This is a genomic window from Bradyrhizobium sp. UNPA324 (assembly GCF_006658635.1).
GTDB classification, from domain to species: domain Bacteria; phylum Pseudomonadota; class Alphaproteobacteria; order Rhizobiales; family Xanthobacteraceae; genus Bradyrhizobium; species Bradyrhizobium nanningense.
The window spans coordinates 5868625-5884274 of record NZ_LFJD01000004.1 but is presented as its reverse complement, the minus strand read 5'-3'; the positions used below and the strand labels follow the sequence as shown (position 1 = coordinate 5884274).

The following is a 15650-nucleotide window of genomic DNA, read 5'->3' as shown; positions in this document are numbered from 1 at the left end:
CAAGATCCGCAACAGCTGCCTCGTTCGATCGCGTGTTCAGCCCGAAATGCCGGAGTTTTCGGCGAGATATGCCACGACACCCAATGCTACCAAGGAGGGAGTTCGAAGGAGTCTGACGACAGTGACCATTCGCATCGACGCCCCGACCAAGTCAGCCGGTGGACAATCGCTTGACCAAGACGAAAACGAAACGGCCGATTGGCTTGCATCCCTCGGATCTCTCCATCGAAGCGCGGGTGCTGAACGTGTACGCTTTATTCTCTCGGCACTGGATCAGCGAGCCAAGGAGCTCGGCGTACTTTCAGATGTGCCTCCCTACTCTCCTTATCGAAATTCGATACCTCTCGAGTCGCAGCCGCCCTATCCGGGTGACATCCAGATGGAGACCCGGATCACTGCGATTATCAGGTGGAACGCCCTCGCCATGGTTGTTCGGGCCAATAGGGCCTATGGGGAACTCGGGGGCCATGTCGCTAGCTATGCGTCGGCGGCAGAAATATTTGAGGTCGGTTTCAACCATTTCTTCCGCGCGTCAAGTCCGGAGGCGGAAGGCGACATTGTGTACTTCCAGCCGCATTCCTCGCCGGGCGTGTATGCGCGCGCGTATCTCGAAGGGCGCCTGTCAGAAGAAAACTTAAGATACTATCGTCAAGAGCTCACCGGGGCGGGCCTGTCCTCATATCCGCATCCTTGGCTCATGCCAGACTTCTGGCAGATGCCAACAGGCTCGATGGGCATCGGACCAATCAGCGCCATCTACCAGGCGCGTTTCATGAAGTATCTCGACAACAGAGGTTTGGCGCGTACCCAAGACCGCCACGTGTGGGGCGTATTCGGTGACGGAGAAATGGACGAGCCGGAGTCGATCGCCGGCCTGTCTTTGGCCGCGCGTGAGAACCTCGACAATCTGACGTTTATCGTCAATTGCAATCTTCAACGGCTCGACGGTCCAGTGCGCGGGAACGGACAGGTCATCCAAGAACTGGAGATGATCTTCCGAGGGGCAGGCTGGAATGTGATTAAGGTGCTGTGGGGATCGGAGTGGGATCAGATCTTCTCGCGCGACACAGAGCACGCATTGTTGCGCAAATTCGCTGCGACGGTTGATGGGAAGTATCAGACGCTCGGTGCCAAGGACGGAGCGTACAATCTCGCGAACTTCTTCGGTGAAGATCCGGAGGTGCGGGCTCTTGTCTCGCATATGTCCGATACTGACATCGATGCGCTGAAGCGAGGCGGCCATGATTTTCGGAAGCTATTTGCCGCCTTCGCTGCAGCAAAGGCGACCAAGGGGCGGCCGACTGTTATCCTGGCGAAAACCAAGAAAGGGTATGGAATGGGAGGCGCCGGGGAGTCGCGCATGACGTCTCATCAGGCGAAAAAGCTCGACATCGATGCGCTCTATGCGTTCCGCGATCGCTTCTCTCTTCCACTGACCAACGAACAGGTTGAACGTCTCGAGTTCTTCCGTCCCGCGAACGACAGCGCCGAGCTTCAGTATCTACGGTCGAAGCGTGAGGCACTTTGCGGCTACATGCCGACCAGAAGGCGGACGGCGGCGGCCGTTGCCGTCCCCGCCCTACAGTCCTATGCCGAGTTCGCGCTCAAGGGCGAGGGCAAAGAGACGTCGACGACGATGGCGGTGGTTCGGCTGTTCTCGAATCTGCTTAAGGACAAAGTGCTCGGTCCCAGAATTGTGCCAATCGTTGCTGACGAGGCGCGGACGTTCGGTATGGCTAACCTGTTCAGGCAGGTGGGGATCTACTCACCGGTCGGGCAGCTCTATGAGCCGGAAGACGCGGGCTCGATGCTCTACTACAAGGAGGCGGCGGACGGTCAACTGCTCGAGGAAGGCATCACAGAGGCGGGCGCGATTTCTTCCTGGACGGCCGCGGCGACGTCTTACAGCGTCCATAACTTCGCATTGCTACCGTTCTATATCTACTATTCGATGTTCGGATTTCAGCGGATCGGCGATCTTATCTGGGCGGCCGCGGATCAGCGCGCACGGGGCTTCCTGATCGGCGCGACCGCCGGCCGCACCACTCTCGGCGGCGAAGGACTGCAGCATCAAGACGGCTCTAGCCATGTCATCGCAGCGACGATCCCGAACTGCCGAGCATACGACCCGGCGTTTTCCTACGAAGTCGCCGTCATCGTGGACCATGGAATGCACGCCATGCTCGAAGAGGGGCGTGATGAATTCTACTATCTCACGGTGATGAACGAGAACTACGCGCAGCCAACCATGCCTGTGGATGTTCGCGACGACATCATAAAAGGTCTCTATCGCATCGTTTCGAGCGAAAATGGACCTGCGAAGGTGCGCCTCGTCGGTTCCGGCGCAATTCTTCCAGAGGCATTGGAGGCTGCAAAGATGCTGGAGAGGGATTGGCAGATCTCCTGCGAAGTATGGTCGGCCACCAGCTTCGCAGAACTTGCGCGGGAGGCTCGAGAAATTGAGCGCAAGAACCGTCTAAACCCGCTCTCCAAGCCAAAGGAGAGCCACGTTTCAAAGTGTCTCTCAGGAAGCGTGCCGGTCGTGGCGGCCTCCGACTACGTGCGTGCCTATCCGCAGCTCATAGCGTCGTATTTCGAGGCGCCGTACACCGTTCTCGGTACTGACGGTTTCGGACGGAGCGATAAGCGTTCCGCGCTAAGGTCGTTCTTTGAAGTCGATCGCGCGCAGATCGCTATCGCTGCACTGACATCTCTGGCGCGGTCGGGGGCGATCGATCGCAGCCGGGTGGCCGAGGCCATCGCGCGCTATGACGTCCCGGCGGACGCAAATTCCCCCTGGTCAAGGTAACGCAGGTCAAAGCGAAATCATGGTTGATTCAATAGAAATCGTCCTGCCGGACATCGGGGACTACAAGGACGTGCCGATCGTTGAAATCAACGTTGCGATTGGCGATGATGTCGTAATCGATACACCATTGCTCTCGATCGAATCTGACAAAGCAACGATGGAGGTGCCGTCTCCCGCGGCAGGAAAAGTCAAGCAGTTGATGATCGAGGTCGGTAGCTTGGTATCTCAAGGATCAATCTTGATGATCCTAGCAGGATCGGCATCAGGTGACTCACCTGCTCAAGAGATGAGTGCGGAACCGGCTTCATCAGAGAAGGATGTCGGTGCTGTGGCGCAGGGAGGGGCCGCGTCAATCAAGGTACGAGAAAGGCCTGAGCCAAGTGGATTAGAGGACCGGGGCGGACGGCCCGAGGTAAGTCAGGCGCATGCATCACCGTCGGTTCGCGCATTGGCGCGGGAACTCGGCGTGCCGTTGGCCCTCGTCGTGCCAAGCGGAGCCAAGGGCAGGGTGCTGCACGATGATGTTACGAGCCACGTGAAGCAGGTGATGGGGTCGACCCAGTTGCCGCCATCTGCAATCGCTCCAGCGCTGCCAAAGGCAGACTATGAAAAGTTCGGCGCGATCGAAAGAGTGCCTCTCTCGAGAATCCAGCAGATAACAGGGGCAAATCTTTCACGAAACTGGAACACGATCCCGCACGTCACAAACTTCGACAAAGCTGATGTGACCGACGCGGAGGCGTTCCGAAAGAATATCAATGGAGAGGTGGGGGAGGCCTCAGCGAAGCTGACGATGGTGTCGATCTTGATTAAGGCAGCAGCCCTTGCGCTGAAGAAATATCCCCGCTTCAATTCGTCCTTTGATCAAGATGCCCTAATTCTCAAGAAGTACATTCACATCGGATTTGCAGTCGACACTCCCAAGGGTTTGGTGGTTCCGGTCATCAGAGATTGCGATAAGAAGGGACTGATAGAGATCGCCTCCGAAATGCGTGCGCTCGCGGACAAGGCCCTTGGAGGTCAGTTATCCCCGGGGGACATGCAGGGAGGCTGCATCTCGGTCTCGTCGCTGGGAGGCGTCGGCGGTCATGGGTTCACGCCAATCATCAACGCTCCCGAAGTGGCGATCCTGGGAGCGGGGCGCGCTGTCACCGAGGCAGTCTGGGACGGAAGTGGATTTCAGCCGCGTCAAATGCTTCCGATAACGCTCTCGTGGGATCACCGGGTGGTCGACGGTGTCGCTGCCGCGCGGTTCTTGGGCTTCGTCGCGACTCTGCTGAACGATCTGCGGCGATACGCGTTGTGAGGCCCCCATGGAGCGCGTGATCGATATATTGGTCCCCGACATTGGAGACTTTAAGGACGTTCAGATTGTGGAGGTGCTCGTCAAAGACGGTGACATCGTTGACAAGGAGCAGGGGCTTATCGTTGTTGAATCTGACAAGGCCACGATGGAAATTCCTTCGCCGATCGCGGGTCCTATCAAGGAGGTGCTTCTGAAGGTTGGCGATAAAGTGTCGCAAGGCACCGTCATTGCCAAAGCGCAACCGATTGCGCCGGACCGGGCGCCATCCAAGGCTGAAGCCCAGAATGGCTCGGCCGCATCTGGCGGAGGCGAGGAACGCTTCGATCTCGCCGTGATCGGTGGTGGACCAGGTGGATATTCTGCTGCATATCGCGCCGCGGATCTGGGTCTCAGGGTCGCGATGATTGAGCGATACCAATCGTTGGGTGGCGTATGCCTGAACGTCGGGTGTATTCCATCCAAAGCGTTGCTCCACATCGCGGCGGCCAAGGAAGAGGCCGAAAGGATCGCTGAGAAGGGAGTGCGATTCGGCGCACTGGAATTGGATCTGAATGCACTCAGATCGTTCAGGGACGGAACAATAAAGAAGCTGACTGACGGGCTCGGTCAGATGGCGCGGGCGCGGGACGTTAGAATCATCAACGGAGTTGCCAGATTTGTCGCGTCGAATTGCTTGGCAATCGATCTCGATACTGGTGCGTCTCAATATGTTGAGTTCGAGAAGTGCATCATCGCCACGGGTTCCTCGGCGAATAAGTTAAGTGTGTTTCCGAAAGACAAGCGGATCGTCACGTCGACCGGAGCCCTGCAGCTAAAGACGATTCCGAAGCAAATGCTTGTCGTCGGGGCTGGCATCATCGGACTCGAGATGGCCACGATTTATAGCGCGCTTGGCGCTCAAATCGATCTCGTTGAACGATTGCCAAGTATGCTCGCCGGCGTTGATCCGGATGCTGTGAAGATATGGCAAAGCAGGAACGCTCATCGGTTCCAACATATTGATCTCAATGCGGGTGTAGTGAGCGCCACGGCCGATAGTAAGGGCGTATCGGTCGAGATTGAAGGCGCAAAGCCGGGGCGTCGAACTTACGATCTTGTCCTGCAGTCCGCAGGCAGAGTGCCGAACAGCGCAAGTCTTGGCTTGGAGAAGATTGGTGTAAGATGCGACGCAAAAGGTTTCGTTGCAGTCGACAGGCAAATGCGGACGAATTTGCCTCATATTTTCGCGATCGGAGATGTCGCGGGCAACCCCATGCTCGCCCATAAGGCGGTTCACGAGGGGCATGTTGCGGCCGAAGTGGCTGCCGGGCTCAAGAGCTTCTTTGACGCGAAGATCGTCCCGAACGTTGCCTACACTGATCCCGAGGTGGCCTGGGTTGGCGTCATGGAGCATGAGGCTGCCTCTTCAGGCAGGCGCGTTAGATCCGCGAAGTTTCCGTGGGCCGCCTCGGGCAGAGCGGTCGCCTCGGGCGCGTCCTATGGCATGACCAAGCTGATCATCGACCAAGAGACGCACCGCATCATCGGCGGTGTGATCGTTGGCCCGCACGCTGGCGACATGATCGGAGAAATCTGTCTGGCGATCGAGATGGGCGCCGATGCAATTGATATCAGCAAGACCATTCATCCACATCCGACGTTCGGAGAGACAATAGGCCTGGCTGCCGAAGTGTATGAAGGCGTTTGCACGGATGTGTTGCCGGGTGCGAAGAGGCCGACCAAGCGCGCGAGCCACTAGAAATCCAAAACCTGAGCCGGCATCAGGTGTCTCGCTGCCGGTCGTTCGTATGGAACCCGAATATGGCGGGAGATTCTCGGAGGGACGTCAAGGTACCTTTGAGCGTTCAAGAGGAGGAATTTGCCGCGGCATGTCGAGACTTCGTTCTGGAGAGAAGACCTGATCTGGCGGCATCCATCGTCATTGTAGACAACCAACTCTGGATTGCGAACGATCCGCATGTTCGGGTCGCATTTGTAGAACTCGGTCTTGGCAGATTGGTGCGAGTTCTGCATCTCGCAATCGAAGGCAAGGCGATTGCGCTCAAAAGAGTGCCAAGGCTCCTGTTCGACCTGTCGAGCTTCAGAAGAAAGATACTCCGCGCGCTAGGTAGAGACGATCGAGGACAGCCCCTCGGGAAATAGGCGCGATTTCTTCAGCGCGCAGTTTCAAGGAATGGACATTCATCAACGCGAGCGGACCCGGCAGTCATCCTTGGCAGGACCGTCGGCGATTGGGACCTCTGAATTGCAAATGCAGCGGTGCGGGCATTGCGAGATCTGAGCCGGGCGATGAAAGGAGCTGTTCCGGACGTGCGGAGCCGGTGCCTTCCAAGTCACGCGCCCGTTCTTTGTGGTGCTGTCGAAATCATACGACGCGTCAAATGCCGGAAATAGCGCTGAGAGGTGCCGACTTCAGCACAAAATGCGGTCTGATGTGTACAATCGTATTGCTGCTGGAAGTCGTTCGTTGGGTTTCTGCGATCGAATTCCGCATTCGGCGTTTGCGAAAGGTTTCCAATCTTTCGCTTCCTCCCTCTACTTGGCCCGGCGCGATCGCCGGGCCCTTTTCTCGACGCTTGGCTAAATCTTATGTCGCTCGAAGCCGGTTGATCAGCGTTGTATGATCTTCTTCAAGATTTCGGTAAGCGTTCGAAATTCATCTCGGGTCAGGGGGGCGAAGGTCTCGCCAGAAATCTCGCCGATAGTTTCAATCGCTGCGTCCGCTATCCGTCTCCCCTTCTCGGTCAAATCGATCTCGCGTCGCCGCGGATCCAGAGGGTCTTTTGAGCTCTTGATGAGGCCGCGTGATTTCAGACGATTGATTACGCCGGTGATGGTCGCCGAGTCGTAATGAATTAGCCGTCCTAAGTGGTTTTGCGAACAAGGACCTACTTCCCTCAATTTCGCCAGCGTCGAGAATTGGGGCCCCGTTAATTCTTCAATCATCTTGGCGGCGAAGATCGACGTGTGAGTACGGAGCGCGACTCGCAATAAGAAGCCCGGTGCGTCATCCAACCGGTATGAATCTATAGCTTCTTTAACTTTCTCCGCCGGGCGCGGCTTTGTTTTGGGTTGCACCACTTTTACTTCCTTGCGGTAGGTTGCCTTAGCTCAAGAAGAGACAGGCTTTAGCTCCGAATGTCTTCGGTGCCGGCCGATTGTCTACATTTCCTGACCTTGGAAATCCATCGTTGTTCGACTTCGTCCGGTTTTATCGCGATTTGCTGCGTTGAGAGCGCCGGCGGGGGCACCCTTTGGGTGCGTCCGTCGTTCGCAATTGGAATTCCGCTCCGGCTGAGGGGCGAAGCTATTTGGCGCAAACGCTTGGTTAGACCGGTCCGTTGCGGCTTGCGTCGGACCATCGGCCCGAGATTGGGCACATTTCCATGACTCGTACACAAGTGCAGCACTTGCATACAAGTGATATATATCGTAATGTCCTGAGATTGCTCTCGGGAGGCTTGGGCTTCCCGCCTTAAGGGGGCGACGCACCTAAATACCAACGGATTTGCGTATGTCGGCGACTGACAACATGAGTGCGGTCCGACCGGACCTGATCGAAAAGGTCACGGGACGCGCCGAATACGTGACCGATTTGGCGATCCCGGGAATGCTGCACGGGTTTGTGGTTCGCTCGCCTGCCATCCACGCCCGCATCGTTTCGATCGACACGAGCGCTGCCCGATCGGTGGATGGTGTTGTGGACGTACTTACAGGTGACGATGTCGCGTCCTTCGGATGTTGGGGGGTTGTGCTCAAGGACCGACCGATCATTGCCATCGACCGGGTGCGGTATGTGGGCGAGCCGGTCGCGGTGGTGATCGCCGAGACCATAGAAATCGCAGAAAACGCCGCTGAGCTGGTCAACGTCGAATACGACGAGCTTCCACGCGCCACGACCATTCAGGAAGCGATCATGGACAATGCGCCGCTCATCCACGAGCGGCACGAAAACCTCGAAGATTTTTATTTCAAGGGCGGTGCCCGGCCCACTCAGAACAGCAACGTGTTCCACACTTACCGGAACAGCGTCGGAGACGTTGACGCTGCGGAAGCTGCTGCGGCCTACATTCACGAGGACCGGTTCACGTTCCCAGCCATTTCGCACTTTGCGATGGAGCCGCATGCAGTCATTGCGGACTTTCGTGGAGATTCTCTTACGGTCTGGGCCGGAGCGCAAACGCCGACCGCCGTTCAAAAGGTGCTGTCGCGTCTTTACCAATTGCCGCTCGCCAAGGTGCGCGTGATCGTTCCGTTCGTCGGCGGCGGATTTGGCGGCAAGGCTTCAGTCAAGATCGAGCCTCTGGTTGCGGCTGCATCATGGAAGGTGCAGCGACCGATCCGCATCGCTCAATCCATGATTGAGTCAATGCTCACCTGCCGAAGGCTGGGTGCCGACATCACGATCCGAACGGCTGTGGACGCGAAAGGGCGGATTCTGGCCAAGAGCGCCAAATTGCTTCTAGATGGCGGGGCATATTCTGACACCGGCTCGGCCGTTGCCACCAAAGCGGCAAATCGCATTATGGGCCCTTACGTTGTGCCCAATCTGCGCCTCGAGGCGTCTGCGGTCTACACCAATACCATCCCAGGTGCTGCATTCCGCTCGATTGGTGGGCCGCAAGCGGTATGGGCCAAAGAATCACACATGGACAATGTGGCTTCCGCTATTGGCATGGATCCGGCGGAGTTTCGTTTGCTGAACTTTGCTTCACGCGGCGAACGAATCCGCCCGGATTTGCGGGCCCTCGACATGGATATGGGCGAGTTGATGGGGCGTGTGACCCAGTCATTCGCCGCAAAGGCGCAGTCATCCAATCGTCGGGCAAGCGGGCTCGCTGTCGCCGCGACCGATCCGGCCAACACTCCGATCAGCAATGCGATCGTGCGTCTCAAGATCGATGGCTCGATCCTGGTTTCAGTCTCCAGTATAGAAATTGGACAAGGGGCGCACGCGACCATGGCTCGTATAGCGGCGCAGACCTTGAAGCAACCGCCCTCCGCGGTAACCGTGTTACGCACCGACACGGCCGTTGCGCCTTACGACTGGGGCACTGGCGCGAGCCGATCGACTGTTGTCGTCGGCCTGTCGGTCGAGAACGCCGCACTCGACGCGGCCGATCAGATCCTCGAAATGGTCGCCGACGTATGGGAGCTTCCCCGAGAGAGTTTATCGCTCGTCGAGGGAGGTATCTCGACTGGATCAGAAGTTCTCACTTTTCATCAAATTTTTCATCGCGCGCTTGGTGTCGACTCGGGAGAGGTCATCGGCCGTGGCGCGATCACGCCACGCTCGAAGAAGGGGGCCTTAGCAGAGTCTCCTCTGTTCTGGGAGACGTCGGCGGGTCTCGCTGAAATCGTTGTCGATGAAGATACTGGTGAGATTCATGTCCCTCGATACGCCAGCGCGGCTGACGTTGGCCGCGTGATCAATCGCGTCGCCGCGGAAGGGCAGGACGAGGGAGCCGCCGTCATGGGTTTCGGACACGCTCTCCACGAGGCGCTGGAGTTCGAGGATGGTCAACCCATTAATGCGACCCCAATCGATTATTCGATACCGCGCATATCTGACGTTCCGCCGGTGTTTGACACCATCCTTGTCGAGAATGGCGACGGCCCAGGACCAGGCGGCGCCAAGGGGATGGGCGAGGGAGCAATCCTTCCGGTCGCGCCAGCAATCGCGAACGCGCTTTTCTCTACCTACGGCATTCGGATCACCGACCTGCCAATGACGCCCGAAAAGGTTTGGCGCGCCCTGCAGAAGAGGAGCTGAATTCATGGAATTCAATATGTCGATGGTCGTGCCGGCGTCGCCCACCCAGCTTTGGAGCACACTGCTCGACGTCCCTCGCATATCCGGCTGTATCCCTGGTTGCGAGAACGTCGAGGAAATTGAGCGGCTCGCAACCTACAAAGCGACCGTCAAGCAGAAGATCGGTCCCTTCAAGGTCGAGGTTCCGGCCGACATTGTTGTCGAATCGATGACGGAGCCGTCGCATGTGCGCACACGCGCCACGGGCCGCGACAAACTTACCGGAACAAGGCTGGCGGTGGTCCTCGACGTGACCGTCACGCCCGAGGGATCCAGCTCTTCGACGTTTGCTGTAGATGCAAAGGTCGACGTGCAGGGCCGACTTGCGACCATGGGGTTCGGCGTCATCAAGCGACGTGTCGATCAGAACTTCGAGGAGTTTGAAAAGCGGCTCAAAGAAATGCTTGGTGCGGCTTAATCATGCTGCCTTCTCCTTTTGAATTCGACAGGCCCTCGACAATCGAGGATGCCATACGCGGGGTCGGAGAATCCGGCGACGGCATGTTTTATTCCGGCGGCACCGAGTTGCTGCTGGCCATGAAGATGCGCGTTATTCACACTGACCGGCTTATCGATATCAAAGGGATTTTTGGCCTAAATCGCATTTGTTTGAACGAAGCGAATGATATCGAAATCGGAGCACGGTGTACGCACGCCAAGATTGCCAGCGATCCCGTCATTCGTGAGCATGTGCCAGCGCTGTCGTCGCTCTGTGCCAATGTGGCGAACATCAGGGTTCGCAGCGTCGGCACGATCGGTGGAAATCTCTGCTTTGGAGAACCGCACGCCGATCCTCCGACCTTGCTCGCGGCTCTTAATGCGCGTCTCGTGCTCATTGGCCGCGACGGTACGCGCGTCGTTCCCGCTGACGACTTCATCCGGAGTGAGTTGGAAACGATACGAGAGCCGGACGAGTTGCTGACACTCATTGTCTTTCCGTGCCCGAACGGCCCGGTGACCTATCGGCGGTTCAAGCATGGAGAGAGGCCCTCCGTGAACGTCGCGATGGCCTGGTCCATCGACGCTGGCAAAGCGACCATCAAAGGTGCCCGCGTGCGGGTCGGAGCGCTCGGGTCGCGACCTCAACCTTTGAAGGTGGTCGAGGACGCGCTTCGGGGCCTCCCTGTCCGCGAAGTCCGTTCGGCCATCGAGGCTGTGCTCACGACCGCGCTAGATGAGCTTGAAGTCAATGAGGATCGGCATGGTGGCGCGGACTACAAGCGACATCTGGCAGGAGTCCTGCTTCTGAGAAACGTCGAAGAAGCGATCTCCGTCGGCGGGGGAGCGTGAAATGACCCACATGCTTCCGATTTCATTCTGGCTGAACGGTCAGATGATCGCGCTCGACGTCCCAACACATACGCTTCTGATCGACCTTATCCGGGATAAGCTTGGTCTCAAGGGAACGAAGCGCTCCTGTGACATGGAGGTTTGCGGCGCCTGTACAGTTCTGCTCGACGGCGAGCCAATTTCGAGCTGCACCATGCTCGCTGTCGATGTCGACCAGCGTGAGATCACGACCATCGAAGGCGTGACGCCTCCGGATGGCCTATCGCGGGTTCAGAAGGCCTTTGTACTTCACGGCGGCCTCCAGTGCGGCTTTTGCACACCTGGCTTCATAATGGCCGTCACAGCGCTTCTGAAAGCAACGCCACACCCGACTGACGAAGAGATACGTCATTACCTGCACGGCAACCTCTGCCGCTGCACCGGATACACCAAGATATTCGAGGCTGTGAAGAGTCTTGCCAGCGAGCAGGCCTCCGAAAATGCCATCTAACCTTCGGTAAGCAGCGCAATCAACTTTTAGAGATGTCATGAGCATTGAACAGGTCGGCAAATCCAGTGTCCTCATTGCCGGCGCCGGTATTGGTGGTCTGGCAATGGCGCTATCGCTGCTTCGTCGCGGAATTGATTGTGACGTATTCGAGCAAGCATCTGAGTTGCGCGAGGTCGGAGCGGGTCTTTGGATTTCCATGAACGGTGTCCGCGTCCTTCAAGAACTCGGTTTGACCGAAGAAGTTGAACAGAACTGCATAGCGGCCGAGCGACGCAACATTCGGCTGTGGAACACCGGTGAGGCCTGGTCCCTCTACGATAGGACCTCCGACGCAGCGCGAAATCAGCCCTATCTGCTGCTGCGTGCTCACTTGTTGAAAATTCTCGTCGACGGCGTGCGTCGCCTGAAGCCAGGCGCTGTCCATCTGAACGCGCATGTCGTCGGGTTCAGCCAGAACGAACATGGGGTTCGAGTCAAGCTCGCCAACGGAACCGAAGTCGCAGGACGCGCTTTGATCGGCGCCGACGGTGCTCATTCAAAAGTTCGTACCCGGCTGATTGGAAACATCGAGAGCCACTATACGAAGGCCATCGCTTGGCGTGGCCTCGTGCCGGTGGATCGCCTCGCACCGCATCAGCGCGACGCCGTTGTGTCGACCTGGATAGGGCCCACCGCGCATGTCACGGCCTATCCTGTGCGTTGGCAGGATACGGTCATGATGACCTTCTCAGGTCAGGTCGACCACGACGATTGGCTGCTCGAGTCCTGGTCGGAGAAGGGCTCCATCGAGGACTGCCTAAAGGACTTCGAGGGGTGGCATTCCGATATCGTCGAGTTGGTCAAGAACGTGGATACCCTGAACAAATGGGGCCTGTTCGTGCGTCCATCGCTGGGTACGTGGTCCAATGGACGCGTCACCCTGCTCGGCGACGCCTGCCATTCGATGCTGCCTTACCTCGGGCAGGGTGTGAACATGGCCCTGGAGGATGCATCCGTCCTCGGCCGCTGCTTCGGGGAGAATCCCGATGATATCCCGGCGGCATTCAAGACGTATCAGGGTCTGCGGCTCGATCGCACCACCAAGGTCGTGAAGTCCGCGGCCGGCATGCTGCCGATTTTCCATAACCAGGCGCTGTGCAAGCCGGAGACGGCGGGTGGTTACATCAAGACCCAATGGGCACCGGAAGCGACAGCTGCGCGATACGATTGGATCTACCAATACGACGCGACCACCGTGCCGCTTCACTGACATGCTCACGATTGTGAACGCTGGAGCGCAACAGTGAATGGCAGCAAGCAACCCTGGGACGATGTGATACCGCTGGACGAGCGCGAGACCTATGCCCTCGCCGGGCTGGGTGGCGCGGCGGGATTCGGCAAACGGCCGGCATTGCTGGTCATCGACGTGCAGTACCGTTCGGTCGGCAGCCGGCCGATGCCGATCCGCGAGGCGATCAAGGAATACCCCACCAGCTGCGGCGAGCCCGGTTGGCATGCCATCGCACACATCGCCGCATTGATGTGGCTGTTTCGCAAGAAAAAGTGGCCGGTGATCTTCCCGCACGTTGCACCGAAGGTAGGCCAGGACCAGGGCGCATTCTCCGCGAAAATCCCGGGTATCATGCGGATCCCGCCCGAGGGCTATGACTTCGTCCGCGAGGTGGCTCCGGGGTCCGGCGAGTTGGTCCTGCCGAAGACGCAGGCAAGCGCGTTCTTCGGCACTCCGCTTGCGACGTATCTGATCGGTGCCGGCGTCGACTCGCTGGTGGTGACCGGCTGCACGACCAGCGGCTGCGTGCGGGCTTCGGTCGTGGATGCGTGCGCGATGAACTTCAAATCAATCGTGCCGAGCGATGCGGTCTACGACCGCTCGCGCACATCGCATGCCGTCAACCTCTTCGATATTGCCAGCAAATACGCGGATGTCATGCCGACGGAGGCCGCCATCGAGCGGCTTCGCGCGCTGTCGGATGACCACATCAAGGATCACAAGACGTGAGCAGTGTCGCGACATCCGGGTTGCTTTACGGCGCCAATGTGCGAGCCAACGGCATTCGGCAGCATTACCTGCGGTTCGGCGGAGCCGGGCCGGCGATCATCATTGTCCCCGGCATCTCGACGACTGCGGCGCAATGGGCGTTCATCGCAGAGCGCCTGTGCTCCCGACACGACGTTTTCGTGCTCGATGTGCGCGGTCGCGGCCTTTCCGAAAGCGGCCCGCATCTCGACTACTCGCTCGACGCATGCGCTTCCGACCTCATCGGGTTCGCTGAAGCGCTCGGAATGGGCCCCTATACGCTGCTGGGCCACTCGATGGGTGGCCGCATCGGGATCCGCGCTGCGCGTTGGCGGCCATCGTCCATGGACCAACTGATACTGGTCGACCCGCCAGTTTCCGGTCCTGGACGTCGCGCCTATCCGATTCCGGTCGACCCGCTTCTCAAATTGCTGCAAAGCGCGAAGCGCGGAGAAGCCGACGTGGCGCTACGGCGCCCCTCTGCTCCGCGGTGGCCCGAGCAGCACATCCGCACCCGGGCCGAGTGGATGCATACCTGCGACGAGCGAGCGCTCATCGAGAGCCACAAGGGCTTTCATCACGATGATATTCACCTCGACCTCGCCCATCTCAGTGTTCCGACCGCATTGATCGTTGCGGGACGGGGAGGGGTCATTCGGCCCGAAGATGAAGAAGAATTTCGCAGATTGCTGCCGTCGATCGCGACCAGGACGCTGGAAAGCGCGGGTCACCAAATGCAAATCGATGATACCGAGGGTTTCCTTTCAATCGTTGAAGAGCTTCTAGCGCGACCACGCGATCGGTTCGACGGTCGCGCGTCTACGTTCGGCAGACAGGAGGTCAGTGAAGATGTCCCGACAAATCGTTGATGTTGAAATGCTCGAGCTCTTTAAGGCCGAGCTGGCGCTCTGCAAGGTGAAGAAGGACGAAGTCGTTGCCGTCCTAAGCGGCGGCGAGGATCAGCAGGAATACGCTCAGGCTTTCATGCTGGCCGCGCGGGCCCTGGGCGCAACGACCTTTCATCTGAATGTACCGAAGTACGGCCAGGGCAAGGTCGCGGGCTTGCAGGGCCGGCATGCGCTCACGGGCAACCAGCCGGCGATCGATACGCTCAAGCGCGTGGATATGGTGATCGATCTCCTCGGGTTGCTATTCTCTCGTGAGCAAGCCGAAATTCAGGAAGCAGGTACGCGCATCTTGCGCGTGATGGAGCCGTTCCACATCCTCAAGAAGATGTTCCCGACTGAAGATCTGCGCCGGCGAACCGAGCTCTCTCGAACCCTTCTCCAGTCAGCCAGCAAAATGCGGATCACGTCGCCGGGCGGAACGGACGTAACTTATGGCCTGAAGCAGTACCCGGTCATTTCCGAATACGGATACACGGATGAGCCTGGGCGCTGGGATCACTTCCCGTCAGGCTTCGCCTTCACTCAGGCGACCGACGGCGAGGTTAACGGCACGGTGGTGCTGATGCCAGGTGACATCCTCTGCGCGTTCAAGCGTTATATTCAGTCGCCGGTCACGTTGACCGTAAAGGACGGTTACATCGTCGATCTCAAGGGCGAGGGGACCGACGCGCTCCTCATCAAAAACTATATCGACAGTTTCGGCGATCCGCGCGGTTGGGCGATCTCGCATATCGGCTGGGGATCGAACGAGCGTGCCACCTGGCACCACATCGCGGCCTCCCAGGATCTCACGTCGGAGCACATCATGAATGCGCTTTCCTTCTACGGGAACGTCCTGTTCTCGACGGGTCCGAACACGGAGCTCGGCGGCACGAATGACACGCCGTGTCATTTGGACATCCCGCTTCGTGGCTGCAGCCTGTGGCTCGACGATATCCACATCCTCGACAAAGGCGACTTTGCTTATCCGGAATTGAGAGCGCCGGGCCGCTAGGCCCAGCGCATCAAAATCGGTGCC

General features: G+C 58.5%; 12 protein-coding genes. 11 read left to right on the top strand and 1 reads right to left on the bottom strand.

All coding sequences use genetic code 11. The annotated features are described in order from the left end of the window. Positions 1–121 precede the first annotated feature (121 nt). The 3 genes from mdeB to lpdA are packed head-to-tail and all read left to right on the top strand — an operon-like array spanning position 122 to position 5853. Positions 122–2809, top strand: a complete 2688-nt coding sequence (gene mdeB, locus UNPA324_RS28185) for an alpha-ketoglutarate dehydrogenase (RefSeq protein ID WP_430641871.1) — start codon at positions 122–124, stop codon at positions 2807–2809. Between the two features lie 19 nt (positions 2810–2828). Then, entirely contained in the window at positions 2829–4115 is a 1287-nt protein-coding gene (locus UNPA324_RS28180; RefSeq protein WP_141937121.1) for a 2-oxo acid dehydrogenase subunit E2, read from the top strand. A gap of 7 nt (positions 4116–4122) precedes the next feature. Further along, a complete protein-coding gene (gene lpdA / locus UNPA324_RS28175) occupies positions 4123–5853 on the top strand; it encodes a dihydrolipoyl dehydrogenase (RefSeq protein WP_128918389.1) in 1731 nt (576 codons plus the stop codon). 872 nt (positions 5854–6725) lie between these two features. Here the strand turns inward: lpdA and UNPA324_RS28165 are convergent. Then, the gene (locus UNPA324_RS28165) at positions 6726–7196 is read right to left on the bottom strand and encodes a MarR family winged helix-turn-helix transcriptional regulator (RefSeq protein ID WP_128918387.1); all 471 of its coding nucleotides are present in this window, start codon (positions 7194–7196) and stop codon (positions 6726–6728) included. 433 nt (positions 7197–7629) lie between these two features. Between UNPA324_RS28165 and UNPA324_RS28160 the strand changes: the two genes are divergently transcribed. Genes UNPA324_RS28160 through UNPA324_RS28125 form a run of 8 tightly spaced genes read left to right on the top strand, consistent with a single transcriptional unit; the run spans position 7630 to position 15626 of the window. Then, positions 7630–9888, top strand: a complete 2259-nt coding sequence (locus UNPA324_RS28160) for a xanthine dehydrogenase family protein molybdopterin-binding subunit (protein ID WP_141937119.1) — start codon at positions 7630–7632, stop codon at positions 9886–9888. A gap of 4 nt (positions 9889–9892) precedes the next feature. After that, positions 9893–10345, top strand: coding sequence for an SRPBCC family protein (locus UNPA324_RS28155; RefSeq protein WP_128918385.1), 453 nt, complete (start codon positions 9893–9895; stop codon positions 10343–10345). 2 nt (positions 10346–10347) lie between these two features. After that, entirely contained in the window at positions 10348–11217 is an 870-nt protein-coding gene (locus UNPA324_RS28150) for an FAD binding domain-containing protein (RefSeq protein WP_128918384.1), read from the top strand. 1 nt (position 11218) lies between these two features. After that, a complete protein-coding gene (locus tag UNPA324_RS28145) occupies positions 11219–11707 on the top strand; it encodes a (2Fe-2S)-binding protein (protein ID WP_128918383.1) in 489 nt (162 codons plus the stop codon). Positions 11708–11744: 37 nt separating this feature from the next. Beyond that, positions 11745–12956 carry an FAD-dependent monooxygenase gene (locus tag UNPA324_RS28140; RefSeq protein WP_128918382.1) on the top strand — a complete coding sequence of 404 codons (1212 nt, stop codon included), beginning with the start codon at positions 11745–11747 and terminating at the stop codon, positions 12954–12956. Between the two features lie 33 nt (positions 12957–12989). Then, positions 12990–13706, top strand: coding sequence for an isochorismatase family protein (locus UNPA324_RS28135; protein WP_128918381.1), 717 nt, complete (start codon positions 12990–12992; stop codon positions 13704–13706). Then, on the top strand, positions 13703–14593 hold the full coding sequence (locus UNPA324_RS28130; RefSeq protein ID WP_128918380.1) for an alpha/beta fold hydrolase: 891 nt from the start codon (positions 13703–13705) through the stop codon (positions 14591–14593). The genes UNPA324_RS28135 and UNPA324_RS28130 overlap by 4 nt, the downstream gene beginning before the upstream one ends. Next, positions 14574–15626 carry a 2,5-dihydroxypyridine 5,6-dioxygenase NicX family protein gene (locus UNPA324_RS28125; RefSeq protein WP_128918379.1) on the top strand — a complete coding sequence of 351 codons (1053 nt, stop codon included), beginning with the start codon at positions 14574–14576 and terminating at the stop codon, positions 15624–15626. Before UNPA324_RS28130 ends, UNPA324_RS28125 begins: the two co-directional genes overlap by 20 nt. Positions 15627–15650 lie beyond the last annotated feature (24 nt).

Coding starts and splice junctions, on each gene's coding strand:
- lpdA (WP_128918389.1), top strand. CDS start 4,123: ATGGAGCGCGTGATCGATATATTGGTCCCCGACATTGGAGACTTTAAG.
- UNPA324_RS28150 (WP_128918384.1), top strand. CDS start 10,348: ATGCTGCCTTCTCCTTTTGAATTCGACAGGCCCTCGACAATCGAGGAT.
- UNPA324_RS28145 (WP_128918383.1), top strand. CDS start 11,219: ATGACCCACATGCTTCCGATTTCATTCTGGCTGAACGGTCAGATGATC.
- UNPA324_RS28160 (WP_141937119.1), top strand. CDS start 7,630: ATGTCGGCGACTGACAACATGAGTGCGGTCCGACCGGACCTGATCGAA.
- UNPA324_RS28125 (WP_128918379.1), top strand. CDS start 14,574: ATGTCCCGACAAATCGTTGATGTTGAAATGCTCGAGCTCTTTAAGGCC.
- UNPA324_RS28140 (WP_128918382.1), top strand. CDS start 11,745: ATGAGCATTGAACAGGTCGGCAAATCCAGTGTCCTCATTGCCGGCGCC.
- UNPA324_RS28155 (WP_128918385.1), top strand. CDS start 9,893: ATGGAATTCAATATGTCGATGGTCGTGCCGGCGTCGCCCACCCAGCTT.
- UNPA324_RS28180 (WP_141937121.1), top strand. CDS start 2,829: ATGGTTGATTCAATAGAAATCGTCCTGCCGGACATCGGGGACTACAAG.